Genomic DNA, 23,689 nt, shown 5'->3' with positions numbered 1-23,689 from the left:
ACAGCAATCGCCGACCGAAGCGTATCTGCCATGCATAATTTCGGCCTCGTCGAAATCATGCTCTCGGCCGCTGCCATCATCGCGGTCGCGGCAAGCGTCGTCTGGGTGTTGCGGCAAGCGCGGTCCCGTCGCCGCACGGCTCGCCGGGCCGATCCGGCCAACGATTATGCCTTGCGCGGCGATTGGGGGCGCAGCACCGGCACCGTCAACTATTCGTCCTTTGTCTATTTCGATGTCGACCGCGACGGTAAATATGGTGTGGGCGACCGGCCGATGGCCGGTATCATGGTGCGGCTGTTCAACGAGCAGGGTGGCTTTGTGGCTTCCGCCAGGACAAACAACGTTGGTTTTGCCAATTTTGCCATGTCGACATCTTCGGCCAATGCCGCGATCCGCTTACCCGGCACCTACGGGTTCTCGGTTTCGGTGCCACCGGGATGGCGGTCGCCCAGTGCCAACGTGACGCAATCGCAGCGTTTCTGGCTGGAACCGGGCTCGCCCACCGGTCTGGTGTCGCAGGACCTGCCGAGGCCGGTCGGCCTGGCGCCGCCGCGCAGCCTGGCCGGCAGGATGGCGGCGGACGGCGCCGCGACACTGTCGGTGATGGCGAGCGGGCAAGAGCTGGAGAGGCGGGCGCTGGCGCCGGACACGGCCTTCCGGCTCGAGCTTGCCGATGAGGCCGACGCGGTGGTGATCGCCGGCGGCGGCCTCGACCGGCAGCTCGCGCTTTCGCCCTATCCGACCGATCTCGGGCTGATGTCGCCGCAAACGCTGGCTGGCAAGCCGGCGTTGCGCACGATCGGCTTCGACGACGTCACCGGGCGAGGCTTCCGCAAAATCCCATGCGGCCATGCCGCGCTGCAATGGCGCAACCTGAACGCCATGGCGCAGGACCACACCAAGGGCAGCGAAGGCTATGTCAACGGCAATGTCTCGGGCGACCACGTGGCTTATACCAGCAGTGGCTACCCGGCCGAGTTTTGGAGCGAGACGCCGTTCGGTTTCCACTCCGTGCTTTTGAGCGCTGCATGGCTAAAGTCGGAAGGGGAGATGGCGCTGATCGAGTGTTGGCTGGGTGAGCAACTGGTGGCCAGCGATGCGCTGGCGCTATCGGCGCTTTCACCGCTGCACTACGCCCCGATGCTCAAAGAAATAACCCGTGTCCGTCTTTCAACGAAACACCATTGGCAGATGGTGCTGGACGATTTGGTGCTGACGCGCTGAACTATTGCGGGCTCGGGTTCGAGGTCACGGCCGTGCCGTTGGTCCCGGCCGTGATCAGTTTCAAATTGCCTCTCTTGACCAGAGCAGGTCGCGCGTAGGTCTTCTTCATGGTTCCGTCTCCCCAATATTTCGCCACAAAAAATCAGATGCGTTCCTAAGTCACCGCCCGGAACCACCACGCCGCCGTTGACCGAAGCGGTGATCGACTTCAAATTGCCTTCTTGACCAGAGCAGGCCGCTCATAATCTTCTACAAGGCTTGTGCTCTCCAGAATATCCCCTTTGGAAGTGTGCCACATCGTCGGCTGGTGTCAATCACGCTCGCCTGAAGGCCGCCGCCGCGGGGCTTCCCACTATTTTTGCGATGTATTGATGTCGCTGATAACCTGGCTCGAAGGGACGGGCGGAGGGTGCGATGAACAGACTTGCTGACAGGGTGCTGGCGTTTCTGCTGGCCGCGGTTGCCATCGGCTGCCTGGCGCGGATCTATCCGCTCGTCGCTACCCTCGCCTGGGGTCGGGCCTCCGTTTCGCAGGATGCGGCCTCCCTGCGGCTTCTGGTTTTCTCCGTGGCGGCACTTGCCTGCCTTGTCGGCGCGTTGCTGTTCTGGGCCGGTCTTTTGCCAGGCCGGCCGGCGCACCTTGCCAGCGCGCCTCTGTTCGGCCGAACGGCGGAGGTGCGGGAGACCGGCAGGCCTGGCCTTCGCAAGGTCTTTTTTGCCTTGCCATTGGTTGTGCTGGCGGCGCTCGCTGTTGACCGGCTCGGCCCGTGGCATGATGGCGGCGGCGAGGTGGCCAGCGAGCCCAAGGCGGACGAACCCAAGCCTGATGAACCGAAGAGCCAGGATGTCGCCAGCACGCCGCCAGCCGTGGAACCGGCACCTCCGGCTCCACCACCGGTAGCCGCCAACCCGCCGTCGACACCGGTGCCGCCCGCTCCGCCGCAGATGCCTGCCGCGCCGCCGCCGGAGGTCGCGGTCACTCCGCCGCCCACGGTGGCGCCGTTGCCGCCACCGCCGCCCGCGGCCCCAACCCAGCCCGACGGCCATCGCGACGCGGTCGTCTGGCTGGCGGTCGCGCCTGACGGCCAATCGATCTTGAGCGCCAGCACCGACCACGTCATCAAGCTGTGGGATGTTGGCGGCAAGCACTTGATCCGCAATCTCGGCGTCCACAAGGACATGGCTCGGACAGCGCTCTACATGCCCGACGGCACCAGCGCGCTAACGGCCGGCGACGACGGCGAGATCGTGCTGAGAAAACTCGCCGATGGTGCCGTGCTGCATGTCTTCCAGTCCGGCCAGAATGGCGGCGTCAACAAGCTGGCGATCAGCCCGGACGGCAAGCACGCCGTCAGCGGCCACGACACCGGCAACGTCATCGTCTGGGATCTCGTCAACAATTCCGTGCTGCATGTGCTGCCCGGGCACGACTGGTCGATCAGCGCGGTCGCCGTCTCGCCCGACGGCAAGCAGGCGCTCAGCGGCAGCATCGACGGCACGCTCAAGCTCTGGGACATCGACAGCGGCAAGCAATTGCGCAGCTGGCACGGCCACGAGCAGGGCACCTACGGCGCCGTGTTTACCGCCGACGGACATCATCTGATCACCGGCAGCGGCGATCTGACGATCAAGGTCTGGGATCTCGACAGCGACCGCGAGGTGAAGCGGTTCGAGGGTCACGAGGGCACCGTCTACACGTTGACGCTGTCGACCGACGGCAAGCGCCTGCTGTCGGGCTCGCTCGACGGCACGGCTAGGCTGTGGGATATGGAAACCGGCAACCAGATCGCCATGTTCGACAGCCAGACCGGCCCGATCTACGCGGTGGCATCTGCTCCCGACGGCACGGTGCTGACCGGCGGCTACGACCGCACCATCAGGGATTGGCCGGCCGCTGGTGGCGACGGCGTGGTGCTGTTTGCGGGGGCGCCGGGGTGAGAGTGGGACGGGCTATGGGGCCATAATCGTAGCCGTGCGGCCTCACCACAGGGGCGTGTTCATCCATCCATTTGCGAACGGAAATGGGCGCCATGCCCTTCATCCTGGCCGATGCCATGCTTGAGAAACTGTACCGCGTCGATCCCATCGATTGGGCCTCTGCGGCGGATCTAAATGAGCGAAAGGCGGGCGGCCAGTATCTAGGCATTTGAGGCAGCCGCCCAGCACGATATCTACCTATTGCTGGCTTTTGCCGGGCTGGCAGGAAAGTCGTGATCGCGTCCCATGTCCCACTCGTTTGCCATGGCCGACGCGGACGGGGGGCGCATTGTTGGGATGGCTCGGGCGTCCGCGTCAACCAGGGCGGCTCGTACCGCCGCAACTGCAACATGACACATTGCGGGGCGCTCGAAACTTCCGCGAAAGCGGAATAGGCAGGAGCTGCGGTGCGGATTCGGCGCTCTGCTTCGCGGGGCAATGGCGCGAAACAGTTTTTCTTATCCGCTGCGTTCGGGCCATGAGACCAAGCAGGACTATCTGGGCTTCGGCGCGTGGACGTCTGTTGGCCGGTTCCTGATCCATGGCGACGCCAGCAATCGTTCGGCGGCGGAAAGCGACGCAAGCCCTGGCTTCTTCGTCGGCAAGGTCAACTGCAAGTTCTGAGACGACAAGCCGGCCATGCCCTCATCGGTTCGCCCCTCGGTCGGCCGCTTGGATCGATCGGGCTGGCACGGAAGAGAGACCATGTTGATTGGACGGCTGCTCGCCAAGATAGAGCGCCCCGCCCAGAATGAGGAAGACAATCGCCACCGCCACCAATCCGACCGTCAATACGGCAATCGCCGTACCTGGACCGTGGCCTGTGTTGATGATGATGGACCGATGGGGCACCGCTCGTTCCTCCGAGATGAGGCAGGTCAGGAGACCTCGCGGCAAAACGGCGGCAAGGGCCAGATGTTCCCGGAGCAGGGCCTTATTCGGCCGTTTGCGTTTCCCTGTAGGACCAAGGTCTTAGCGGCCGAACGCAAAGGTCCGAGGGGCCCTGTTCGGTTCCGGCAATGTCCATTGGACGTTCCGTTATTTTAGTCAAACGACATATAATGGCGCGGCGCTGCCGGAGGTAGGAAAGCGTCAAAAAAATAGCCGACGAAGCTTTTTTACCGGCACTCGCGAGGCGAAAAACAAGGTCGTCGAGAAGCGGCAAATTCACCAACGGCTGATCGGATCAAGTCACGGCTCACGTCTCGTCGAACCCTCCCTCCCGGTTCAAATCACGCCTGATCGCGGCTTCTTCGTCGTCGTCGGGGAGGGCGTCGTCACTGTCCTGGTAGGCGTTGTCGTCGTCTTCCTCGGGCAGTTCGCCCTCTTTCTCCGTTCCGTAGCGCATGTCGCCATTTTCCGGCACTGAGTCAGGCAGGATCTGGCCGCCCTTGACCGCGTCCCAGTCCTGCTGCTCGATGGTCGGGCCACCGGCCTCGGGACCGTCTTCTTCCATGTCGGTGCGTGGTTTTTCGCGCGGTGCCATGCCGGCCTCCAACCCTTGAAAGGACTGGAAACGAAACTCGGGGTGCGTGCATTTGTTCCCGCCTGATCGCGGTAGGGGTTGCGCCTAATGACCGCCGAAGGCTTGCGCGTCAGCCCAGCCACCACCAGAGCGCTGCGACCACCGCCACGATCGCCGCGATCGTCAGCCCCAGCACGATATAGGAGCCCTTGACGATATCGCGGATGATCTTCTTGATCGTCTCGCGGTCATTGAGGTTGGGGAACGGCTCGTTGGGCAGCGCCACGCCGAGGAATTCGCAAAGCGGAGCCCAGCCTTCGTCACCTTGTAGACCAGCAGCTTCTGCGGCGGCACCGCTGCCATGACCTCCTCGACATAGGCGTTGTAGCGCGCCACAGCCTTGGTACGGTCCTCCATTACACCGTTCAGCGTGCGACCCCACACCAGTTTCCTCGACATATCGCCGAATTTCCGGCCGAACGGCGTCAGCCACTCCAGGATCTTGAACTGCCAGACATTCTCGGTGAAGTAGATTGTGTCGATCGTGCTCTCGTACCAGGCTTCGGCGCCGCGCGGGTGGAGCGTCAGCAGTACCTTGGCATCGGGGTAGGCAACCATCAGTTCCTTCCACACGCAGCAGCCGGGATTGTCCACGGTGGCTGTATAGTTGGCGAACACACGGTTCCAGTCGTGCTGGCTGCCGGGCGCACTGTTGGCCACTTTGCGCCAGAAATCGAGATGACCTTTGTTGGCCTTGTTCAGGATTACTTCCTGCATGTGGTAGGAAGGCAGGCCGAGCCTATTGAGCGCGGCAAAGGTCGACCACGTGCCAGTGCGGCCGAAGCCGGCCCCGATCAGTTTGAGCGTCATTTCCCCATCCCTCGGACTTGTTTTCTCCATTACCCCGGTCCGTGAGCATTAAATTGCTCCCGACCAAGGCGGTCGCGCAACAAATTTCGCAAGCTGTCCCGGATCGGGCGATCACATAGTTGCGAAGTCGCTAAAATAATGAAACGTTGTGCGCGGGCAATGGGAATTCAGGCAGGGGAGTCGTTTGAACCGGGGCGGTTCGGGCGATTTTGGGATCGATGTATTTTGGACATTTTCTCGTAGGGATGTCAGTTACGACCGTCGTCATCGCGGTCTGGACCTATCTGGCCACCGGTTCTTTCTGGGAGGCGCTCGCCTGGACGGTCGTGACATTGCTTGTCCTGCAGGTTGGATACTTCATGCTCGTCGTGCGGCTGATCTACAGGCGCGCGCATCATGCCGCGACAAGCGAGGATACGGTGAACGTTGTTCCGCCGCTGCATCGGGATGGTGTTTGGTTCTGAAGGCTGACATCCGGGATCGATGATGTCCGGGTGGATCAGGAGTGCTTTTCGCTACCGGCCCTTCCATTCGCGGGTGCGCAGGGCAAGCCGGCAAAGGGCGCTATCAGCGCGATAACGACGAATGTCAGCCACGCCGCTCGATTGCTGGAACCAAGGTGCCAGAGCCGGCGTTTTCCTGATGTGACCGGTGAGGCTGCCACCTCCGCCGGCGCCGTTAAGGGCTCGCCCTGCTCCCGGCAGGGCGGGCCTTTTTCGTGCGCGGCGGAGGGGTATCCGGGAACGACGCGGCGCGCTCCACGTTAGCTGTTGCTAAGGCAATGGGCAGACCAGATTGAATTCACTCCGTAAAAAAGTACGGCCCCGTGCTTCACGGGGAAAGTGTTTTTGAATATATTTTTAACGAAAAATGGAATCTATGAAAATAACTCTGAGTTTTTGTCTGTATGACTCATACATGATCACGATGTTGTTAACGGCAGGAATTCTCATCAGTTTGCCTGAGTGGCGCGTTTATTCCAAAAATAGAGATGGAACCTCGCGACGGTGGCAGAGTTTTCCTGCAGGGCGGGTTTGAGATAGCCAACCATGGAGGTTGTTATGAAACATTATCTTGCTACGAGTGCGGCTGCCGCGATCGTCCTGATGGGTGGTATTGGCACGGCCTTGGCGGAAACCGTCGTCTTGCAGCCACAGGATGAGACAGTCGTCCGCGAATACGTGAAGAAGGAGCCGCTGGCGTCGGTGAACCTTTTGGGCGTCGAGCTCAAGCTCGGCTCGCCTGTGCCGGACAGGGTTGAGTTGCGCGAGGTACCCAACGTCAGGTACCGCGTCGCCGTAATCAACGACCAGACCGTCCTGGTCGACCCCGACACGCGCGAAATCGTCGAAGTGCTGCACTGATCCGTGGCTTGGCCATGAAAGAGGGTGCGACACCGACCAATTGACACCAGCCCAACTCTTGGGAAAAGCCCGCCGCGGCTTCGTGGCGGGCTTTCTTTTGAAGCGAGCCTATTCGGCGGCGAGCTTGTCCTGCGTCTTCGTGTCGAAATCGCTGGCGTCATGGCGCTCGTGCAACTGCAGAGCCGGTTCGCCGAAGGCGCGATTGACCATGCGGCCGCGCCTGACCGCCGGGCGCTCGTCGATCGCCTTCGCCCAGCGCTGCACGTGCTTGTATTCGTGGACCGAGAGGAATTCGGCGGAATCATTGTACATGCGGCCAAGCGCCAGCCCGCCATACCAGGGCCAAACCGCCATGTCGGCGATCGAGTAATCCTTGCCGCCGAGATATTCCGTTTCGGCCAGCCGGCGGTCGAGCACGTCCATCTGGCGCTTCACCTCCATCGAGAAACGGTCGATGGCGTATTCGAATTTTTCCGGCGCATAGGCGTAGAAATGGCCGAAGCCGCCGCCCAGATACGGCGCCGAGCCCATCTGCCAGAACAGCCAGGACAGCACCTCCGCCCGCGCTGGCTGTTCGGTGGGCAGGAATTCGCCGAACTTTTCGGCGAGATAGACAAGGATCGAACCGGATTCGAAGACGCGCACTGGCGTGGCGCCGCTGCGATCCATCAAGGCCGGAATTTTGGAGTTGGGGTTGACCTCGACGAAACCGCTGCCGAACTGGTCGCCATCGTTGATGCGGATCAGCCATGCATCGTATTCGGCGCCTTCGTGGCCGCGCGCCAGAAGCTCCTCCAGCATGACAGTCACCTTGACGCCGTTCGGCGTCGCCAGCGAATAAAGCTGCAGCGGGTGCTTGCCGACGGGCAGTTCCTTGTCATGCGTCGGTCCGGCGATCGGTCGGTTTATGCTGGCGAAGGCGCCGCCGCTCGGCTTGTTCCAGGTCCATACTTTCGGCGGGGTATAGTCGGTCATGTCGGGCCTCGGGCGTGGGAGGTTGTGAAAGGATGGGCAGGTCCGTTTACAACTAGGGCTGCCAACGACGAAGTTCAACTTGCGTTGAACTAATGTCGATGTCGGTGATGCGCTTCCCGTTCCTACGGAGAGGGGAAGCGCCACCGCTCCACCCCTTGCACCATCCCCTCCAAGGCATACCTATAGAATAAGCCGCCAGGGCATTCGCATCGCAGGACAAAATCATGACCGCCAATCCCAATCCGCGCTCCGTCGTTGCCGTGCGCGCCACCGTTCCGGAAGACGCCTTCACGGCGGGCGCGCTGGGCACGCTCAGGGAAGGCAGCGGCGTCGTCATCCGCGACGATGGGCTGGTGCTGACCATCGGCTATCTCATCACCGAGGCCGATGAGGTCTGGCTGACCACACATGACGGCCGTGTCGTCCCCGCGCATGCGCTGGCATACGACCAGGAATCGGGCTTCGGCCTGGTCCAGGCGCTGGCGCCGACCGGCCTACCGGCGGTGGCGCTGGGCGACGCCGGCAAGGCCAGGATCGGCGACGCGGTCGTGCTTGCCGACGGCATCGGCCGAGCCGTCGAGGCCAGGATCGTCACCAAGCAGGAATTCGCCGGCTATTGGGAGTATCTGCTCGACGAGGCGATCTTCATCGCGCCCGCGCATCCGTCCTGGGGCGGCGCGCCGCTGTTCGGCGCCGATGGTGCGTTGCTCGGCATCGGCTCGTTGCGCCTGCAGATGAGCCGCGCCGGCGAGGTCGCCGATATAAACATGATCGTGCCGATCGATCTTTTGCCGCCGATCCTCGACGATCTCTTGACGCGCGGCCAGGTGGCCAAGCCGCCGCGGCCCTGGCTTGGCGCCCTGTCGGCCGAAAGCGACGGCCAGGTGGTGGTGATGAGCGTGACCGAAGGCGGACCGGCCGCCAAGGCCGGCCTGCGCGAGGGCGACGTCATCTCCGAGGTTCGCGACGGCGCGGTCGACGGGCTCGCCGATTTCTATCGCAAGCTGTGGGACAGCGGCTCGGCTGGCGCCGAGATCCCGATGCGGGTGGTGCGCGACGGCCGCGAGACCTGGCTGCGCGTCAAATCCGCCGACCGCGGCAGTTTCCTGAAAAAGCCGCAGCTGCAGTAGGCCTTACGATTTCGGCCAGGCGATGCATCCAAGACTGCTCAAGACCTTCCTCGCGGTGGCGCGAACCCGCAACATCACGCGCGCCGCCGAGGCCGTCCATCTCGCACAGTCGAGCGTCAGCGACCAGGTCCAGTCGCTCGAGGCCGAGCTTGGCGCTGCCTTGTTCACGCGTTCGAAGGGCGGCCTGGAGCTGACCCCGGCGGGACTGGCGTTGAAGCCCGTCGCTGAAGAGCTGTTGCGGCTCGACGCAGAGGCGCGTGCGGCTGTGCAGGCGGCGGTCGGGCAGACGAGCGGGCAGGTGACCGTCGGTGCGCTGGAGACGATCGCCTCGGCTCGGCTGGCGCCGTGGCTGCCCGGGTTCCAGGCCCGCCACCCCGGCATCATCGTGCGGATGAAGGTGGCAGGCAGCGGCGCGCTGCTGCGCCAGCTGGAGGACGGCGATATCGATGTCGTCTTCTGCTTCGAGCCTCGCCATTTCGCGAAGGACACTTCCGATCAGCGTTTCGCCAGGCGCACGATAATGGCCGAACCGCTGGTACTGGTCGCGGCTCCGGGGCAGGGCACCGCTCCAGGCGACATTGCCGCGCTCGCCAAACTGCGGTTCGTGGCGACCGAGCCCGGATGCATCTACCGGCACATGGTCGACACTGCCTTTGTCGAGGCCGGTGTCGATGCGCCAGAAATTGCCGCCGAAGTCGGCAGCATCGGCGTCATTGCGCGGTTGGTGGCCGCCGGCGCGGGTTTCGGCCTCGTTCCACGCATTGCTGTCAGCGATGCGATCGCACGTGGCGACATCGTCGAACTGCCATGGCCCGGTTCGGCGCGGGCGGCGCCGCTGACGATGATCTGGCGACGCCGGCGCGTCCAGCCGGCGGCGCTCCGGCAATTGCTTGCCGCCGCTCGCGATACGCTTGTGCCAACTGAGCGTTCAGGAGCTGAATCGACGAAACACTCCAATGCCTTGTTTGCAAACAGTTCCTGATGTCGGGCCATGCTAGTTCGAAATCTGCCAAAGCATTTCGCGTGCTGCGGAGTTGGATTGAAGGTGCGGTGATTCGGAAGATTCCAAGCCGCAACCCTCGCCACAAGGACAGATAGGGAATATGGTTCCCGATCGCTTGCTGGACCTTAGCTGGCGAATGAGAGGAAGACTCCGCTTTAACCAAAGCGCGCTTCTAGGTCTATTCCGTGCGCTCTCACACAATTGCCACCTCGGCCGGCCTCCCCTAGCGCGACTTCGGCCGCTATTGCATTCATCACTGAAGGAGATCTCAAACTTTTCATTGGAGGAGAAGTCATCATGCATCATCTTCCGAGACGTGAATTCATCGGTCAAGGCGGCGCGGCTCTCGCGGCATTGGCGTTCTTTCAATCACGGGTTGCCCACGCTTTTCCAACTCGGGCCGGCGAGAAAGTCATCAAATGGCTCGTTCAGCTCCCGCCAAACCCGGTTCCAGAGGTCATCAAAAATCAGCTTGTCTGGGAGGATCTCGATTCCTGGGTGACGCCCAACGACAGGTTCTTTTCAATCGCGCATTTCAACCGTCCGGTCATCGACGAAAGCAAGTGGAAACTCGAAATCAGTGGTCTGGTCAACAAGCCGACAGCGCTAACACTCGCCGACATTAAGGCTCGCCCACGTCAGGAAGTTACATTCACGGTCGAGTGTTCGGGTAATACCGGCCTGCCGTTTTTCAACGGCGGCATCGGCAATGCGCGCTGGGCCGGCACGCCGCTGGCCCCGATCCTTAAGGAGGCGGGGGTCCTTGACAGTGGTATCGAGGTTGTTTTTTGGGGTGCTGATAAAGGGGAAATCAAGCGAGCCGACGATGTCAAGTTCACGCAGAATTTCGCCCGCAGCATGTCGCTCGCCGACGCCATGGATCCCAAAAACATCCTTTGTTATGAGATGAACGGTACTCCCTTGCCCCCTGACAATGGCTTCCCATTGCGGCTGATAGCGCCCGGCTGGTATGGGATCGCGAACGCGAAATGGCTTCAGCGTATCGACGTGCGCGACCAGCGCTTCGAGAACCGTTTCATGGGACGCGACTACGTCACGCTCCGCGAGGAAGATCACAACGGAGAGACAGTATGGGTGGAAACTTCTGTCGGGCGGGCGCGGTTGAAATCGGCACCGGCCCGGGTCACTCATATCAGCAATGACTATCGTATTGTCGGCGCCGCCTGGGGCGGGCCCATCGACCGGGTCGAGGTGAAAGTCGACGACGGGCCGTGGATGCGAGCGACAATCGACGACACCGACAAGGCGGACTTCGCCTGGAAGATGTGGTCCGTCGACTGGCCCAAGCCCTCGGCCGGGGAGCACACCGTCACCTCGCGTGCGGTTAGCACTGGAGGGCAGGTCCAACCCGCAATGGACGATCCCATCATCGCCAAGAAGCATACGTACTGGGAAAGCAATGGCCAGGTAACGCGGCACGTCAATATCGTTTGAGAAGCCGTGCTCGAGATTCCCTTGGGCGAAGCGCATGCGCGAGACTCGCGTGCGCTTTCGCCAAGGGCAGCGGCGATACTGAGCCGACAAATCGCTTGCGTAGACGTGGCGCGCGGACCTACCCTAAACAGTTTTGGCGAGCCCAACCCGGCACGCCGCCGGAATGGGTAGCCCGCTTAGACGGGAGGCTGCCATGAAAGTTGCATCGCTACTTGCAGTCGGCTGGATCGTATCCTGCGCAATCGCCCCCTTTGCTTCGGCAGAGGACGCGCACACTGTGATCACTCCCAGCGAGGTTAAGTGGGGTCCTGGACCCAAAACGCTCCCTGCTGGAGCACAGTTGGCAATCCTGTACGGCGATCCGACCAAAGAAGGTCCGTTTGCCCTTCGGCTTAAATTGCCGGCTGGGTATGCGATCGCGCCCCACACGCATCCAGGGCTTGAAGTTGACACAGTAATATCGGGAACCGTTAATCTTGGCATGGGCGAGACCGCCGACCGGAGCGCCGCCAAAGCAATTCCTGCGGGCAGCTATTTCGCTTTGCCGCCGGGCATGGCGCATTTTGCTTATTTCGACGAAGAGACGGTACTCCAGCTCACCACTAATGGCCCGTGGGGCATAAAGTACATTAATCCAGCCGACGATCCTCGAAAGACGAAATAGCTGCGAGGGGTTAGATCGAACTACCCCGCCGCGCTCGGCGGCGGGGTGCCACAGCCGAGGCAGGTTGAAGTGGATACCCAAGGTGGGACTCAGGCTGTGGGTCCGAGCGGATTTTCAAACTAAACCAACCGATGACCGCCCTCGACATGCAGCGTCGTTCCCGTCGTGAAGCCGTTGCCGATCAGGAAGAAGATGGCGTCCGCGATGTCTTCGGGCTGGCCGATCCTTCCGACAGGCAGCCGCTCGGCCATCGCACCAAGCATCTCGGCCTTTCTGTCGCCGGCGACCTGCGTCCAGATCGTGGTGTCGACCCAGCCGGGCGACACGGCGTTGACGCGGGTGGGCGCGAGTTCCACCGCCAGCGCCCGCACCAGCCCTTCGAGCGCGGCATTGACAGCGGCAACGACCGAGCCCCGCGCGGCCGGGCGGTAGGCGGCGATGCCGGAAACGAAGGTCATCGAGCCGGCAGGTGTAAGTTGTGGCGCACCATGCTTGGCCAGCAGCAGCGGGCCGTAGAGCTTGCTCTCGATCACGCGTTGCGCCGCCTCTAGGTCAAGCTCCGGCAGCAGACGGTAGGCGCCTTCGATGTCGGCGGCGGTGCTGACGATGTGGTCGAGCCCGCCGACGCGCTGGAAAAGGGCTGTGACCTGGTCTTCCTGCGTGAGGTCGACAGCGGCCACCTCCAGATTGGCGGGGCCGCCCAACGCCTGGCGCGCCTCTTGCAATCTCTGCTCACCTCGTCCGGCGATGACGACTTCCGCACCGGCCTCAACACAACGCCTGGCCAGTGCCAAGCCCATGCCGGAGCCGCCGCCGACGATCAGGATCTTCTGTTTTGAAATGCTCATTTCGCTCTGCCTTTGCTTGGAGGGACAAGGGCAGGGGATTGGCAGGTCAGGGCGCCAAGGGGAAACGGAAGAAACCGTTGGGGTTATCGGAGATGCCGATAGTGCCAGCCGCGCAGCGGTCTCGTTCAGCGCACCAGAGGGCTGTCCCAGACGACGAACACCGGCAGCACCGCCGCCGGTCTGACGCCGGCCGGAGGCAGGGCGCCCCTTATTCCTGGCAAGCGGTGAAGGCATCGCCCGAATTCCAGTCCTTGAAGGCGACGATCCGGCCTTCAGCCGACACGGTCTTGTGCTTCGTGCTGCCGTCCGGCTGCTGCTTCGAGCTGGTGCCCTTGCCGGTCAGCACATTGTAGTCACAGGCGCTGGCGACATTCTCCTTGAGGTAATCCTGCGAATCATAGGCGAAGCCGGCAACGATGAAGGCGCCGTTGCGGTAGGCGATGGTCAGCGTCTGGTTGGTGCGCTCGCTGCCGGTCGGCGGCGCCGGCAGATAAAGTTTGATCGAGCCGTTTGGCAGCATCGTCAGCTCCGGCTCGGTGTCGGAGTTCTCGTAGCCCGGCCGGTCGTAGCCGTTCCACTCGCCACCGATCTGCTCGTGCACGGTTTCGACCGGCTTGAGGTAATTGTGCTCCTTGTCCCTGAGGAAGAAATGAATGTCCATCGGATCGGATGGCTCGGTCTCGATCACCATGACAAGGTCCGGCGCACCGTCGCCGTTGAAGTCACCGGTCAGCGCGGTGATGATCTTCCGGGTTTCGATCGGTTCGGCCATCGTCATGGTGGGGAGCAGGAAAGCAAGGGCGAAGAGCAGGGATCGCATGGCGTGTTCCGGGGGTGGGAGGGAGACGCGTCCGAGAGGACCATGGCTGGTCTTGCGGGATTTTACAGCAGGGCGGGCGATCGTGCGTTGCCTTGCGCAACGAAACGCGAGGCTGCTCATTCTCCGCAGTCGGTAAAGCTGGCCCCGCTATCCCACTCGGCGAACGGCACGACCTTGCCTTCCACCGCCACGGTCCTGTGCATACGGGTGCCATCCGGCTGCATCTTGCTGCTTTTGCCCTTGCCGGTCAGCAGATTGTAGTCGCAGTCGCTGGCGACGTTGTCCTTCATATAGTCATGATAGTCATAGGCAAAGTCGGCGACGACGAAGCCGTTGTTGCGCCAGGCGATTGTCAGCGTTTGGTCGGTCCGCGCGCCGTTGGCCGGTATCCCCGGTATGTAGAGCTTGATCGAGCCGTTTGGCAGCGCGGTCAGCTCCGGCTCGATGTAGGACGCCTCATAGCCCGGCCGGTCGTAGCCGTTCCATCTGCTCCTGCACGATGCCGGCAGGCTTGAGAAAATTGTGTTCCTTGTCCCTGAGGAAAAAATGCATGTCCATGGCAGCGCCAGGTTCCGTCTCGACGATCATCGCCAGGTCGATGGCGCCGTCGCCGTTCCAGTCGCCGGCGGCCGCGGTGATGATTTTTTGGGTTTCGATCGGCTCGGCAAGGGCTGTCGTCGGGAGCGCGAGGGCAAAAGCGAGGAGCAGACATTTCATGGCGCGTTCCCCGAGAGTGGCACCGGCTGTGGTACAGCACAGCGCGGGAGGCGCCAGCGCTTCCCCTTTCCCTTGAAGGAGTGGCAAGGTGTGCTAGTCGCGTTCCGCGCTGGCAAACACCACTAGGTTCCCGTCGGGGTCGCGCATGCGCATGATCCAGAAATAGTCGGCTTTCTCGATCGGACCGGGTTCGAGGCCCGTATCCACCAGCCTCAGCCGCTCGGGCGCCAGTGGCAGCACGCCGAGCGTCAGCGTCGAGGTGCCGGCCTTGTCCTTGTCCTCGAAGAGCTGCACCTCGGCGCTGTCGCTGAACTGCCATTCGGCCAGCCCAGGCATCGGCCGGCGCTGTGGCGCCTTGCCGAAGAGTTTTTCGTACCAGCCGATGCTGGCTTCGAGATCGGAGCAGCTGACATGGGCAAAAATCGTCTGGATTGCCATCGGAACCTCCATCCGGCGGTTGCACTGATGCCGGAACGCGGCGACGGGTGGTGCGTTCCGCTGACTGGCGCCGATGCGTCGGCTGCTGACGAAAACTGGCCGTGGGTTATGCCATGATGCTGACCGATGAGGGGACGATGGTGGCAGGCGACATGGTGGCAACCGCATTGAACGGACAGGTTCGCTGATGGCGTCGGTCAAGGTCGATCCCGACAAGGTCCGGGAATTCCCCGACGCGGCCAGCTTCTACGCCTGGCTCGGCCAGCACCATGCCACGGAAACCGAGGTGTGGATCAAGGTGCACAAGGTGGGTTCGGGGCTGAAGTCGATCACGCCGAAGGAAGCCATCGATGTCGTGCTGTGCTTCGGATGGATCGACGCGGTGCGCAAGGGGCTGGACGAGAAAAGCTTCCTGCAGCGCTATACGCCGCGTGGCAGGAAGAGCATCTGGAGCAAGATCAACATCGACAATGTCGCACGGCTCATCGAGGAGGGCCGCATGACCGAGCATGGGCTGAAACAGGTCGAGGCAGCCAAGGCCGATGGGCGCTGGGCGCGGGCCTATGGCGGTAGCCGGGAGATGAAGATCCCCGACGATCTGCAGGCGGCGATCGACGCCGAGCCGGCCGCGAAGGCGATGCTGGAAAAACTCAGCGCGCAGAACCGCCTCGCGCTCGCCTTTCGCACCCACAACATGAAGACCGAGGCAGGCCGCAAAAAGAAGATCGAGGCCTTCGTCGAAATGCTGAAGCGCGGCGAGACGATCCATCCGCAGGGGAAGAAGTAGGCGTTCAGGCGAGGACGCGGGTTGGCGTTTCGGGCGGCAAGGGCGCTGACGACGATGCCCGGGCAGGATAGTCCAGCCGAGACATAGCCGGGATCGACCATGCACCTTGCACACAAAGTCGCCCTCGCTTTGCGCGAGTGGCGGCCTTTCCCTGGGAGGAAGTCAGAGAGAAATCGCTGTCACTGGTTGAGATCGACCGGTGTCACGCCCAGAAGTTTCAGGGCGTTGGCGTAGGCCCGGATGCCTTGCGCCTGCTTGCGCTCGGCGCAGAACCGGTTCGCCTTGTCCTGGAGCGCCGTTGCCTCGGCGATCTCACTGGCATTGGCGCCGGGTTCGGCTTGGGTCTGGATGGCGCTGTCGAGTTGAAGACCGAGCCGGCTGCAATATTCGCTTCGGGTCACCACCGCTTCCGCACCCGACTGTGCGACCGCAAGCATGGTGAGCGAAACGCCCGCGAGGGCAACCATCCATCGGGTCGAACGTCGTTGCATCTTCGGGGTCATCTCATTGCGCCGTGTGGCGGCCCTTGTTCAGCTGCCATGGGATGGTTATCGCAGAGGATCTTTTCGCCAGTTTTTCCGGCGTGTTGAAACTTGTTTCTGGAGTGTTTCTGGCTCTCACCCTCCCCCTTGTGGGGAGGGTCGCTCCGCGCAGCGGAGCGGGGTGGGGGACTTTTTAGCTTTGGCGCCGCACCCCCACACCGTCGCACCGGCCTTGCTTCGCAACGCCGATGCGCCGACCCTCCCCACAAGGGGGAGGGTGAAGCACTGCGGCGCTTCTGCCTCTTCCTTTGCCGCCATCCTTCGCGTAAGGCGCCGGGCAAATCCTTTCAGCGCAGGCACAGTCCGGAAACCGCATGATCAGACTTGAAAGCATCAGCAAGCAGAATGGCCGTCAGCTTGTCTTCGTCGAGGCGTCGGCCTCCCTGCAGAAGGGCGAGAAGATTGGTCTTGTCGGGCCCAATGGCGCCGGCAAGACGACACTGTTTCGCATGATCACCTGCCAGGAGCAGCCAGATGAGGGCCAGGTGCAGGTCGATCGCGGCGTCACCATCGGCTATTTCAGCCAGGATGTCGGCGACATGGCGGGCCACAGCGCCGTCGCAGAGGTGATGAACGGCGCCGGGCCGGTGAGCGACGTGGCGGCCGAAATGGCGGAACTCGAGGCTGCCATGGCCGACCCCGACCAGGCCGACCGGATGGACGAGATCATCGAGAAGTACGGCGAGGCGCAGCATCGCTTCGAGGAGCTCGACGGCTATGCGCTCGACGGCCGGGCGCGTGAGGTGCTAGACGGTCTCGGCTTTTCGCAGGAGATGATGGACGGCGATGTCGGCAAGCTGTCCGGCGGCTGGAAGATGCGCGTCGCGCTGGCGCGCATCCTGTTGATGCGGCCCGACGTCATGCTGCTCGACGAACCGTCGAACCATCTCGACCTGGAAAGCCTGATCTGGCTGGAGCAGTTCCTGAAGGGCTACGACGGCGCGCTGCTGATGACCTCGCACGACCGCGAGTTCATGAACCGCATCGTCAACAAGATCGTCGAGATCGATGCCGGTTCGCTGACCGCTTATTCGGGAAACTATGAGTTCTACCAGCAGCAGCGCGCCATCGCCGATAAGCAGCAGCAGGCGCAGTTCGAGCGCCAGCAGGCGATGCTGGCCAAGGAGATCGCCTTCATCGAACGCTTCAAGGCGCGCGCTTCCCATGCCGCACAGGTGCAGAGCCGGGTGAAGAAACTCGACAAGATCGACCGCGTCGAGCCGCCCAAGCGCCGCCAGATCGTGAATTTCGAGTTCCAGCCGGCGCCGCGCTGCGGCGAGGACGTCGTGACCTTGAAGAACGTGCACAAGGCGTATGGCAGTCGCACCATCTATGACGGGCTGGACTTCCAGGTCCGCCGCCGCGAGCGCTGGTGCATCATGGGCGTCAATGGCGCCGGCAAGTCGACGCTGCTGAAGCTGGTGGCGGGCGCTTCTGATCCCGACACGGGCACGGTGGCGCGGGGGCCTAGCGTGAAAATGGGTTACTTCGCCCAGCACGCCATGGAGCTGCTGGAAGGCGAGCGCACCGTGTTTCAGACGCTGGAAGACAATTTCCCGCAGGCCGGCCAGGCGCCGCTCCGCGCGCTCGCCGGCTGCTTCGGCTTTTCCGGCGACGAGATCGAGAAGAAGTGCCGGGTGCTGTCAGGCGGCGAGAAGGCGCGCCTGGTGATGGCGCTGATGCTGTTCGATCCGCCCAACCTCCTGGTGCTGGACGAACCGACCAACCACCTCGACATCACCACCAAGCAGATGCTGATCGAGGCGCTGTCGCAGTATGAAGGCACCATGCTGTTCGTTTCGCACGACCGGCATTTTCTAGCCGCCCTGTCCAACCGCGTGCTCGAGCTGACGCCCGAAGGCATCCACACCTATGGTGGCGGCTACACCGAATATGTCGAGCGCACGGGGCAGGAGGCGCCGGGGCTGAGGAGCTAGGCGCTACTTCAGCGAGATGCTCATGCCGCTGAGATCGGCGTTGACCTGCATGCCCACCTGTCTGCCTGTGAGTTCGAGCTGGGCGCCCTTGTCATTGGTCATGACGATCACCTGGGCGCCTTTGCCGATCGCGCCGCCACCGCCCGCCGCACCATAGACCCCGGTCACATCCCGGGCGCGCCGGATATGGCGCACGGTGCCTCGGAAATAGGTCTTGGAAACGCCGAAGGCGAGGCCGCCCGAGACGGCGCCGACCGAGATGGGATAGGTTTTGCCATGGAAGGTCAGCGTGCCTTCGCCGCCAGAGCCGCCGATGAAGAAGGCGGCTTTGTAGACGGCGAAGCGGATCGTGCCGCTGTCGGCATGCGCGGCGCTGGCAAAGCCGATGCCCGCGGTGGCGATGGCGGCAACCGCGATGGAACGCAGTCGGGACGAAATGTTCATGATGAAAGCTCCTCAAAAGGCCGCCGCTTTGCCCAATCGGCGGGGCTATCAGCGTCATGTCAAAGTTACAACTGAACAGTCTCGCCCGTCATTGGTTCCAAGCACAGGGCTTGAATCTGGCTGCGAGAAGATCGACACGAAGCGAGGTCTATGGCAAGCGCCAGGGCGGCACATCGCGTATACGTGATTGGCAAGGCGGAGCCGCCGGCCAGGCACGATCGCGCGGAATTTAGGATGATGCGATTCAAGGTGCGATTCAGGGGAAGAGCTTCAGGATGAGAATTGCGATGGGAATTGCGACGTCGGCATTGGCCGCGACGCTGGCTGGATGCGCGACCTCGCCGGTTGACTACGGGGCGTCGCTTTCGCAGCAGGACCAGAAATGGGCGTCGCCGCAATGCCAGCAGGCGCGGGCTGTGGCTTCGGACTACGAGGCGCGCGAAAAACACCATCCGGGGTGGGAATTCGTCGCGCTTGGCCCGTACGGTTTGGGGATCATCGCGGCCACCAAGGAGCACGAACAGAAGCAACGGAAGCTGTTTGCCCGCGAGGTGCACCTACAATGCTCAAGCCTTCCGCTGCCGAAGGAATTGGAAGGCGATTTCAGCCCTGCGAACGCACAGACGAAATATCCGTAGACGCACTTTCATCGCGGAGCACTGTTGCAGACATCTGGTCAACTTGCGAGCATATCGCCATGGAAAAACCAGCCGCGCCCGGGCCTTTGCTGCAAATGGCGATCGAGCCCAAGTCGAGGGCCGATCAGGAAAAGCTGCATGTCGCATTGTCGCAGTTGACGGCTGAAGATACGTCCTTCCACGTCAAGACCGACGAGGAGAGCGGCCAGACCATCATCGCCCACATAGGCGAACATGATCTGGACAACATAATTGATCGCCTGCGCCGCGAGTTCATGATCAACGTGAATGTCGGAGCGCCGCAAGTAGCTTATCGCGAGACGATCACCCGCACGCATGGGCAGGACTTCACACACAAGAAGCAGTTCGGCGGCACGGGCCAGTTCGCCCGCGTCAAGATTGTGTTCGAGCCGAGCTCGTACGATCCAGACTTGCTGTTGGCGTCCAGTATCGTCGGTGGTGCGGTTCCGAACGAATACATCGCCGGCATCGAAAAGGGGCTGCGCAGCGCTCTGTCGGCAGGGCCGTTCGCGGGCTTTCCGATGATCGGCGTCAAGGCGACGCTGGTGGACGCGGCCTGGCACGATACTGATTCCTCGGCTCTGGCTTTCGAGATCGCGGGGCGCGCCTGCTTTCGCGAAGCCGCGCCGCGCCTCGGCGTGCAACTGCTCGAGCCGATCATGAACGTCGAGGTGGTGACGCCTCCGGACTATGTCACCAGCATCATCGGCGAACTGAACAGCCGCCGTGGCCAGATCCGGGGTCAGGAAACCCAGGGCCTCGCCGTTGTCATCAACGCGATTGTGCCGCTCGCAACCATGTTCAAATTGGAAGAGACACTCTTGTTGCGCTCGAACGGGCGGGCACGCCTGAGCGCTTTCTATGACCGATACGCTCCCGTTCCGTCGCCTGGCCGCGACCCACCGCCCGCAGCAGCCATGTTCGCCTGACGTCCGCTCGCGCGCTGTGGTCGCGATAATGTGCGAGGTTGACGCCAAAAGCGGTCAAGCTGGAGGCGTCGGGCATTGGTGTTTCAGCTGATTGACGGGGCGTTGATCGCAAATTGCGCGGCGAAAGCCTTGATGTAAGCGGGCCGAGCTTCCCCGCGGGCCACATAGGCGGCCAGGTTTTGATATTCGTCCAAGATGCCTGACATTCTCAGTCGCAGCAGCACTGATACCATCAACAGATCGCCGGCGCTGAACGCGCCGTCAAGCCAGTCGGCGGCGTCCAGGTGGACCGAGAGCTTGTCCAGCGTCGCGCGAACACGGTCCTTTACCAGCGGCAGGCGCTCTTCGCTCCAAGGCTTGTCACGTTCGAATATTCTTGCCGTCATCAATTCGAGGATCGGTGGCTCGACGGTGTTGAGCGCGGCAAACATCCAGGTGATGGCACGCGCGCGGGCATCGCTATCCGCAGGCAGCAGGCCGGCGTACCGTTCGGCGAGATGAAAGACGATCGAGCCGGTCTCGAACAGGCACAGGGATCCTTCCTCATAAGTGGGGATCTGGCCGAAGGGGTGGATGGCCAGATGCTCGGGCGCCTTCATCTGTGCGAAGGAAACGAGACGAACCTCATAGGGCTGCCCCACTTCTTCGAGCGCCCAGCGAACGCGCGTATCCCGCGCCAGTCCCTTGCCGCCATCGGGCGATCGTTCAAAGGCTGTGATGGTGGGGGTCATTGGCAGGCTCCGGTGGTTGGTCAGTTTTTTTGTGGCACCCAAAGGACGAATGGCGGGGATGCTTCCCGACACCCTGCCTCGTTTTTCGATCCTTGGATTTCATGGCCCGAACCGAAGGGGTCCGTCCCCGGTTCTAGCGCAACAGCCCTTCCGCCTCGAAAGTGTCCCAGCCTTCCAGCTGTGCAGCGTCATCACTCCCCATTTTCCTGGCGATGCGGGCCTTGGGCACCCGTTTTCCTGCTCGCGTCAGCGCTGCCTTGCCGGCGCCGCGCCGTCTATTTTCAGCAACCTCCCGCGCATCTTCCTCGCGCCAGGCGCTTGCCAGGTCGCGATCGAGAATGTCCTCGATGTGGCGTGGATCGAAGACATGGAAGGTGACGGACTTGGATCGCCCGCGCATCTTCACGGTGCGGGTGCCGATGCTTTTCAGTCGGCCATCCCTCAGCCATTTGTGACGTTCGCGCGCGGAGATGGTGAGAATGTCTTCTGCTTCTCGCGGAAGCACGGCCAGAGTTTCGATCCCTTCGAGCCTCCTGGAAATGGTTGCGGAGGCGACCTGGAATGCATCCGCGTCGGTCTTCAGCATGCGCAATACGACGCGGCCGGTCTCAGCCTTGGCAAACTTCCTCGCTGCCCACGGCAGGAGGGCACGAATCTCGCGTTCGATGCCCTTCAGGCGCAAGGCAGAGCCAAGCGTTGCCGATGGCGGCAGCGGCCATTCCGCAACCAGTGACGCGATGCTGCTCTTGTCGCCCTCGGCTTGGGGATCAGTAGCGGTAGTCATTGCGACGATGCCGCTCAGGACCTTTCGCAGGGAACCGCGCTTCTTGTCTGCCATGCTTCATGTTCGCTCATCAGCTGCCTTCGTGGAACGGCAGTTCGCACAGCAGACAACCGAGATCAGGCTCAAACAGTTCCTTTGGCACGCACATGCACCTATTCAGCTTCACCAAACCAGCGCGACGCCGCCCGAGCGGCCTCCTTCAGGTCAGGCTCGTCGTCGGTAGCCCAGGCGACGATGCCATCGGGGCGCACGAGCTGGGCGCTTAGGCTCAACCGCTCCTTGGCGTCGCCGGCGACATAGGTGGCTGATCCGCAACAGGGCGAACTCGACGATTTTCTGGATGGCGAGCGTGGCTGGATCGGCGACTGGCGATCAGCCGCTTCGTGCAAACGCGCCGATGCTGTCGAGTAGCGGCTGTTGGTCGCCGACCCAGAACCAGTGGTCGTCACCGGCAACCTCGATGAACCGTGCGCCCGGAATCCGGGCGGCGAGGAACCGCCCGGCCTCGATGCGCACGGCGCGGTCGCTGGTGCGGTGCAGCACCATCGTCCGGGCCGAGACCTTTGCCAGGAGATGACGGACATCGGTATCACGCAGTGCCTCCAACAGACCCGCGACCGCGCCGGGACTGGAGGCCGCCCTGAGCAGTCCGGCCCACCAGGTCCGAACCTGGCGGTCACCGGCGAGACTCGGCGCGAAGGTTTCGATCTCCGCCGGACCACCCCAGCCGGCGAGCAGGCGGCGCTTCCACAGATCGTATTGCACGGCGGTCAGGGCGAAGGGATAGTCGGGGGCGTGGCTGCCTTTCGCGAGCGAGCCCCAGAGGACAAGGCCGCTGAGGCGATCGGGGTGATCCACGGCAAAACGAACACAACCCGGTCCACCCTCCGAGGCGCCGATGAGCAGGGCGCGACGGCTTCCGGCCGCATTCATGACCGCCAGAATATCCTGCGCCGTTGCTTCGACGGTGGGGCGGGCGCCGACGCGGTCGGAAAGCCCCATGCCGCGCCGGTCGAACAGGATCAGGCGGCCTAGCCGCGAAACCGAGTTGAGCCAGGCGCGACAGCGTCCGTCCTCCCATACGCGCTCGACATGCGAAATGAAGCCGGGAACAAGCACGATGTCCATCGGGCCGGTGCCGACGATCTGGTAGGCGATGTGGATGCCGTCGACTTCGACGTAGCGCGTTGCGGGGACGGCGGCATCGTGCGTTGGCTGCTGCAGCAGGGCAAGGGTGGCGGGGTCCGGCGCTACGCCGAGTTCATCCCTCAGCAGCCGCACGCAGGATTCGACCTGGCGCTCGGCCGCCGCCCTGTCTCCGGCCGCCAGATGGGCACGGATCAGGTGACGGTGCGCGCTTTCGCTCAGGGGATCCAGTCCGGCCAAGCGTGTCGCGTTCACGACGGCAGCACGCGGCTCGCCGTCGGCGATCTTGGCTTCGACCAGCCGTTCCAGCACCTGCACCAGGCGGCTGCGCAAGGCCTCGCGCCTGAAGAAAACCCACTCCTCGAATTCCGGACAATCCGGAACTGAGAAGCCGGCGAGATAGTCGCTCTGGTATGTATCGACCGCCGCGTCGAGGGGACCGACATTGCAGGCATGTTCGAAAAAGCTGGAGTCGACCTCGACCGATAGCTCCGGGTGCAGGACGAGCGATGCTCCGGTGGCGGCGATGACCTCGCTGCCGAAGGCGATGCGGATTTTATACAGTGTGCGGCGAAGGCGTGCCCGTGCGGATTCTTCGTCGGTTTCAGGCCACAGAAGCGGGGGGGCGACGGCGCGCGCCACGGGTCCGCCGGCCTCTGCGAGATAGACCAGGAGCGCAGCCGCCTTGCGCAAGGCAAGCTCCACCCGCCGCCCGTTCAGGCGGAACTCCGGAAACCCCAGCAGTCGGAACGTCAATCGTTCCATCGAAACCGTGTGCAG

The 23,689-nt window shown here is 62.9% G+C and carries 26 protein-coding genes and 2 pseudogenes; 13 read left to right on the top strand and 15 right to left on the bottom strand.

Going from position 1 to position 23,689, the window contains the following annotated elements:
* Positions 1–30: 30 nt before the first annotated feature.
* Entirely contained in the window at positions 31–1,224 is a 1,194-nt protein-coding gene (locus LB577_RS02490) for a hypothetical protein (protein ID WP_224685411.1), read from the top strand.
* 1 nt (position 1,225) lies between these two features.
* Here LB577_RS02490 and LB577_RS02485 read toward each other — a convergent pair whose 3' ends face one another.
* The gene (locus LB577_RS02485; protein ID WP_224685410.1) at positions 1,226–1,333 is read right to left on the bottom strand and encodes a putative RiPP precursor; all 108 of its coding nucleotides are present in this window, start codon (positions 1,331–1,333) and stop codon (positions 1,226–1,228) included.
* A 305-nt stretch (positions 1,334–1,638) separates the two neighbouring features.
* Between LB577_RS02485 and LB577_RS02480 the strand changes: the two genes are divergently transcribed.
* Positions 1,639–3,162 (top strand): WD40 repeat domain-containing protein, encoded by a 1,524-nt coding sequence (locus LB577_RS02480; protein ID WP_224685409.1) that lies wholly within the window; start codon positions 1,639–1,641, stop codon positions 3,160–3,162.
* Positions 3,163–3,639: 477 nt separating this feature from the next.
* Positions 3,640–3,825, top strand: coding sequence for a hypothetical protein (locus LB577_RS02470; RefSeq protein WP_224685407.1), 186 nt, complete (start codon positions 3,640–3,642; stop codon positions 3,823–3,825).
* A gap of 574 nt (positions 3,826–4,399) precedes the next feature.
* Here the strand turns inward: LB577_RS02470 and LB577_RS02465 are convergent.
* Together LB577_RS02465 and LB577_RS02460 are read right to left on the bottom strand one after the other, a co-directional pair.
* Entirely contained in the window at positions 4,400–4,687 is a 288-nt protein-coding gene (locus LB577_RS02465; RefSeq protein ID WP_224685406.1) for a hypothetical protein, read from the bottom strand.
* A 109-nt stretch (positions 4,688–4,796) separates the two neighbouring features.
* Positions 4,797–5,536, bottom strand: a pseudogene (locus LB577_RS02460) (sulfotransferase family protein).
* Between the two features lie 245 nt (positions 5,537–5,781).
* On the opposite strand from LB577_RS02460, the gene LB577_RS02455 reads away from it, so the two are divergent.
* Together LB577_RS02455 and LB577_RS02450 are read left to right on the top strand one after the other, a co-directional pair.
* Entirely contained in the window at positions 5,782–6,000 is a 219-nt protein-coding gene (locus tag LB577_RS02455) for an exopolysaccharide production repressor protein (protein ID WP_023767209.1), read from the top strand.
* A 597-nt stretch (positions 6,001–6,597) separates the two neighbouring features.
* Entirely contained in the window at positions 6,598–6,900 is a 303-nt protein-coding gene (locus LB577_RS02450) for a DUF1236 domain-containing protein (RefSeq protein ID WP_224685405.1), read from the top strand.
* A gap of 108 nt (positions 6,901–7,008) precedes the next feature.
* On the opposite strand, the gene yghU is transcribed toward LB577_RS02450, so the two are convergent.
* Positions 7,009–7,875, bottom strand: a complete 867-nt coding sequence (yghU, locus tag LB577_RS02445) for a glutathione-dependent disulfide-bond oxidoreductase (RefSeq protein ID WP_224685404.1) — start codon at positions 7,873–7,875, stop codon at positions 7,009–7,011.
* Between the two features lie 224 nt (positions 7,876–8,099).
* On the opposite strand from yghU, the gene LB577_RS02440 reads away from it, so the two are divergent.
* The 4 genes from LB577_RS02440 to LB577_RS02425 all read left to right on the top strand — a co-directional run bounded on the left by LB577_RS02440 (position 8,100) and on the right by LB577_RS02425 (position 12,127).
* Entirely contained in the window at positions 8,100–9,005 is a 906-nt protein-coding gene (locus LB577_RS02440; protein WP_023767212.1) for a S1C family serine protease, read from the top strand.
* 22 nt (positions 9,006–9,027) lie between these two features.
* Positions 9,028–9,987, top strand: a complete 960-nt coding sequence (locus LB577_RS02435; RefSeq protein WP_224685403.1) for a LysR family transcriptional regulator — start codon at positions 9,028–9,030, stop codon at positions 9,985–9,987.
* A gap of 318 nt (positions 9,988–10,305) precedes the next feature.
* Positions 10,306–11,463 carry a sulfite oxidase gene (locus LB577_RS02430; RefSeq protein WP_224685402.1) on the top strand — a complete coding sequence of 386 codons (1,158 nt, stop codon included), beginning with the start codon at positions 10,306–10,308 and terminating at the stop codon, positions 11,461–11,463.
* A gap of 193 nt (positions 11,464–11,656) precedes the next feature.
* Positions 11,657–12,127 (top strand): cupin domain-containing protein, encoded by a 471-nt coding sequence (locus tag LB577_RS02425; protein ID WP_031257975.1) that lies wholly within the window; start codon positions 11,657–11,659, stop codon positions 12,125–12,127.
* A gap of 119 nt (positions 12,128–12,246) precedes the next feature.
* Here LB577_RS02425 and LB577_RS02420 read toward each other — a convergent pair whose 3' ends face one another.
* From LB577_RS02420 to LB577_RS02400, 5 genes are all read right to left on the bottom strand, one after another.
* Complete coding sequence (locus LB577_RS02420) at positions 12,247–12,975, bottom strand: SDR family oxidoreductase (protein ID WP_224685401.1); 729 nt, start codon at positions 12,973–12,975, stop codon at positions 12,247–12,249.
* 208 nt (positions 12,976–13,183) lie between these two features.
* Positions 13,184–13,795: a hypothetical protein gene (locus LB577_RS02415; RefSeq protein WP_224685400.1), complete on the bottom strand. Its 612-nt coding sequence runs from the start codon at positions 13,793–13,795 to the stop codon at positions 13,184–13,186.
* A gap of 116 nt (positions 13,796–13,911) precedes the next feature.
* Complete coding sequence (locus tag LB577_RS02410) at positions 13,912–14,085, bottom strand: hypothetical protein (RefSeq protein ID WP_224685399.1); 174 nt, start codon at positions 14,083–14,085, stop codon at positions 13,912–13,914.
* 166 nt (positions 14,086–14,251) lie between these two features.
* The gene (locus LB577_RS02405) at positions 14,252–14,512 is read right to left on the bottom strand and encodes a hypothetical protein (protein ID WP_224685398.1); all 261 of its coding nucleotides are present in this window, start codon (positions 14,510–14,512) and stop codon (positions 14,252–14,254) included.
* A gap of 93 nt (positions 14,513–14,605) precedes the next feature.
* Positions 14,606–14,950: a VOC family protein gene (locus tag LB577_RS02400; RefSeq protein WP_224685397.1), complete on the bottom strand. Its 345-nt coding sequence runs from the start codon at positions 14,948–14,950 to the stop codon at positions 14,606–14,608.
* A 187-nt stretch (positions 14,951–15,137) separates the two neighbouring features.
* Between LB577_RS02400 and LB577_RS02395 the strand changes: the two genes are divergently transcribed.
* Positions 15,138–15,737 carry a YdeI/OmpD-associated family protein gene (locus LB577_RS02395; RefSeq protein ID WP_224685396.1) on the top strand — a complete coding sequence of 200 codons (600 nt, stop codon included), beginning with the start codon at positions 15,138–15,140 and terminating at the stop codon, positions 15,735–15,737.
* Positions 15,738–15,916: 179 nt separating this feature from the next.
* On the opposite strand, the gene LB577_RS02390 is transcribed toward LB577_RS02395, so the two are convergent.
* Positions 15,917–16,204: a hypothetical protein gene (locus tag LB577_RS02390; protein WP_224685395.1), complete on the bottom strand. Its 288-nt coding sequence runs from the start codon at positions 16,202–16,204 to the stop codon at positions 15,917–15,919.
* Positions 16,205–16,593: 389 nt separating this feature from the next.
* Here LB577_RS02390 and LB577_RS02385 point away from each other — a divergent pair, with 389 nt between their 5' ends.
* A complete protein-coding gene (locus tag LB577_RS02385; protein WP_224685394.1) occupies positions 16,594–18,216 on the top strand; it encodes an ABC-F family ATP-binding cassette domain-containing protein in 1,623 nt (540 codons plus the stop codon).
* A 3-nt stretch (positions 18,217–18,219) separates the two neighbouring features.
* Here LB577_RS02385 and LB577_RS02380 read toward each other — a convergent pair whose 3' ends face one another.
* Positions 18,220–18,660 carry a hypothetical protein gene (locus tag LB577_RS02380; RefSeq protein ID WP_224685393.1) on the bottom strand — a complete coding sequence of 147 codons (441 nt, stop codon included), beginning with the start codon at positions 18,658–18,660 and terminating at the stop codon, positions 18,220–18,222.
* 275 nt (positions 18,661–18,935) lie between these two features.
* Here LB577_RS02380 and LB577_RS02375 point away from each other — a divergent pair, with 275 nt between their 5' ends.
* Both LB577_RS02375 and fusA read left to right on the top strand, forming a co-directional pair.
* Positions 18,936–19,298, top strand: coding sequence for a hypothetical protein (locus LB577_RS02375; RefSeq protein WP_023780706.1), 363 nt, complete (start codon positions 18,936–18,938; stop codon positions 19,296–19,298).
* Positions 19,299–19,381: 83 nt separating this feature from the next.
* A pseudogene (fusA, locus tag LB577_RS02370) lies at positions 19,382–20,248 on the top strand (elongation factor G); the annotation flags it as partial.
* Positions 20,249–20,331: 83 nt separating this feature from the next.
* Here fusA and LB577_RS02365 read toward each other — a convergent pair.
* The 4 genes from LB577_RS02365 to LB577_RS02355 form a co-directional block, all read right to left on the bottom strand.
* Positions 20,332–20,979: a glutathione S-transferase family protein gene (locus LB577_RS02365; RefSeq protein WP_224685392.1), complete on the bottom strand. Its 648-nt coding sequence runs from the start codon at positions 20,977–20,979 to the stop codon at positions 20,332–20,334.
* A 133-nt stretch (positions 20,980–21,112) separates the two neighbouring features.
* The gene (locus LB577_RS02360; RefSeq protein WP_224685391.1) at positions 21,113–21,817 is read right to left on the bottom strand and encodes a hypothetical protein; all 705 of its coding nucleotides are present in this window, start codon (positions 21,815–21,817) and stop codon (positions 21,113–21,115) included.
* Between the two features lie 98 nt (positions 21,818–21,915).
* Complete coding sequence (locus tag LB577_RS33370; RefSeq protein ID WP_411969177.1) at positions 21,916–22,212, bottom strand: hypothetical protein; 297 nt, start codon at positions 22,210–22,212, stop codon at positions 21,916–21,918.
* Complete coding sequence (locus tag LB577_RS02355) at positions 22,136–23,674, bottom strand: alpha/beta hydrolase (RefSeq protein WP_224685390.1); 1,539 nt, start codon at positions 23,672–23,674, stop codon at positions 22,136–22,138. The genes LB577_RS33370 and LB577_RS02355 overlap by 77 nt, the downstream gene beginning before the upstream one ends.
* Positions 23,675–23,689 lie beyond the last annotated feature (15 nt).

This window comes from Mesorhizobium sp. B283B1A, from assembly GCF_020165735.1.
In the GTDB taxonomy this organism is placed as follows: domain Bacteria; phylum Pseudomonadota; class Alphaproteobacteria; order Rhizobiales; family Rhizobiaceae; genus Mesorhizobium; species Mesorhizobium opportunistum.
This window is presented reverse-complemented; position numbering and strand designations above follow the sequence as displayed.

Coding starts and splice junctions, on each gene's coding strand:
- LB577_RS02465 (WP_224685406.1), bottom strand. CDS start 4,687: ATGGCACCGCGCGAAAAACCACGCACCGACATGGAAGAAGACGGTCCC.
- LB577_RS02435 (WP_224685403.1), top strand. CDS start 9,028: ATGCATCCAAGACTGCTCAAGACCTTCCTCGCGGTGGCGCGAACCCGC.
- LB577_RS02490 (WP_224685411.1), top strand. CDS start 31: ATGCATAATTTCGGCCTCGTCGAAATCATGCTCTCGGCCGCTGCCATC.
- LB577_RS02365 (WP_224685392.1), bottom strand. CDS start 20,979: ATGACCCCCACCATCACAGCCTTTGAACGATCGCCCGATGGCGGCAAG.
- LB577_RS02380 (WP_224685393.1), bottom strand. CDS start 18,660: ATGAACATTTCGTCCCGACTGCGTTCCATCGCGGTTGCCGCCATCGCC.
- LB577_RS02425 (WP_031257975.1), top strand. CDS start 11,657: ATGAAAGTTGCATCGCTACTTGCAGTCGGCTGGATCGTATCCTGCGCA.
- LB577_RS02390 (WP_224685395.1), bottom strand. CDS start 16,204: ATGGTTGCCCTCGCGGGCGTTTCGCTCACCATGCTTGCGGTCGCACAG.
- LB577_RS02360 (WP_224685391.1), bottom strand. CDS start 21,817: ATGGCAGACAAGAAGCGCGGTTCCCTGCGAAAGGTCCTGAGCGGCATC.
- yghU (WP_224685404.1), bottom strand. CDS start 7,875: ATGACCGACTATACCCCGCCGAAAGTATGGACCTGGAACAAGCCGAGC.
- LB577_RS02480 (WP_224685409.1), top strand. CDS start 1,639: ATGAACAGACTTGCTGACAGGGTGCTGGCGTTTCTGCTGGCCGCGGTT.
- LB577_RS02420 (WP_224685401.1), bottom strand. CDS start 12,975: ATGAGCATTTCAAAACAGAAGATCCTGATCGTCGGCGGCGGCTCCGGC.
- LB577_RS02410 (WP_224685399.1), bottom strand. CDS start 14,085: ATGAAGGACAACGTCGCCAGCGACTGCGACTACAATCTGCTGACCGGC.
- LB577_RS02355 (WP_224685390.1), bottom strand. CDS start 23,674: ATGGAACGATTGACGTTCCGACTGCTGGGGTTTCCGGAGTTCCGCCTG.
- LB577_RS02415 (WP_224685400.1), bottom strand. CDS start 13,795: ATGCGATCCCTGCTCTTCGCCCTTGCTTTCCTGCTCCCCACCATGACG.
- LB577_RS02455 (WP_023767209.1), top strand. CDS start 5,782: ATGTCAGTTACGACCGTCGTCATCGCGGTCTGGACCTATCTGGCCACC.
- LB577_RS02385 (WP_224685394.1), top strand. CDS start 16,594: ATGATCAGACTTGAAAGCATCAGCAAGCAGAATGGCCGTCAGCTTGTC.
- LB577_RS02450 (WP_224685405.1), top strand. CDS start 6,598: ATGAAACATTATCTTGCTACGAGTGCGGCTGCCGCGATCGTCCTGATG.
- LB577_RS02485 (WP_224685410.1), bottom strand. CDS start 1,333: ATGAAGAAGACCTACGCGCGACCTGCTCTGGTCAAGAGAGGCAATTTG.
- LB577_RS02405 (WP_224685398.1), bottom strand. CDS start 14,512: ATGAAATGTCTGCTCCTCGCTTTTGCCCTCGCGCTCCCGACGACAGCC.
- LB577_RS02400 (WP_224685397.1), bottom strand. CDS start 14,950: ATGGCAATCCAGACGATTTTTGCCCATGTCAGCTGCTCCGATCTCGAA.
- LB577_RS02430 (WP_224685402.1), top strand. CDS start 10,306: ATGCATCATCTTCCGAGACGTGAATTCATCGGTCAAGGCGGCGCGGCT.
- LB577_RS02375 (WP_023780706.1), top strand. CDS start 18,936: ATGAGAATTGCGATGGGAATTGCGACGTCGGCATTGGCCGCGACGCTG.
- LB577_RS02440 (WP_023767212.1), top strand. CDS start 8,100: ATGACCGCCAATCCCAATCCGCGCTCCGTCGTTGCCGTGCGCGCCACC.
- LB577_RS02470 (WP_224685407.1), top strand. CDS start 3,640: ATGGCGCGAAACAGTTTTTCTTATCCGCTGCGTTCGGGCCATGAGACC.
- LB577_RS02395 (WP_224685396.1), top strand. CDS start 15,138: ATGGCGTCGGTCAAGGTCGATCCCGACAAGGTCCGGGAATTCCCCGAC.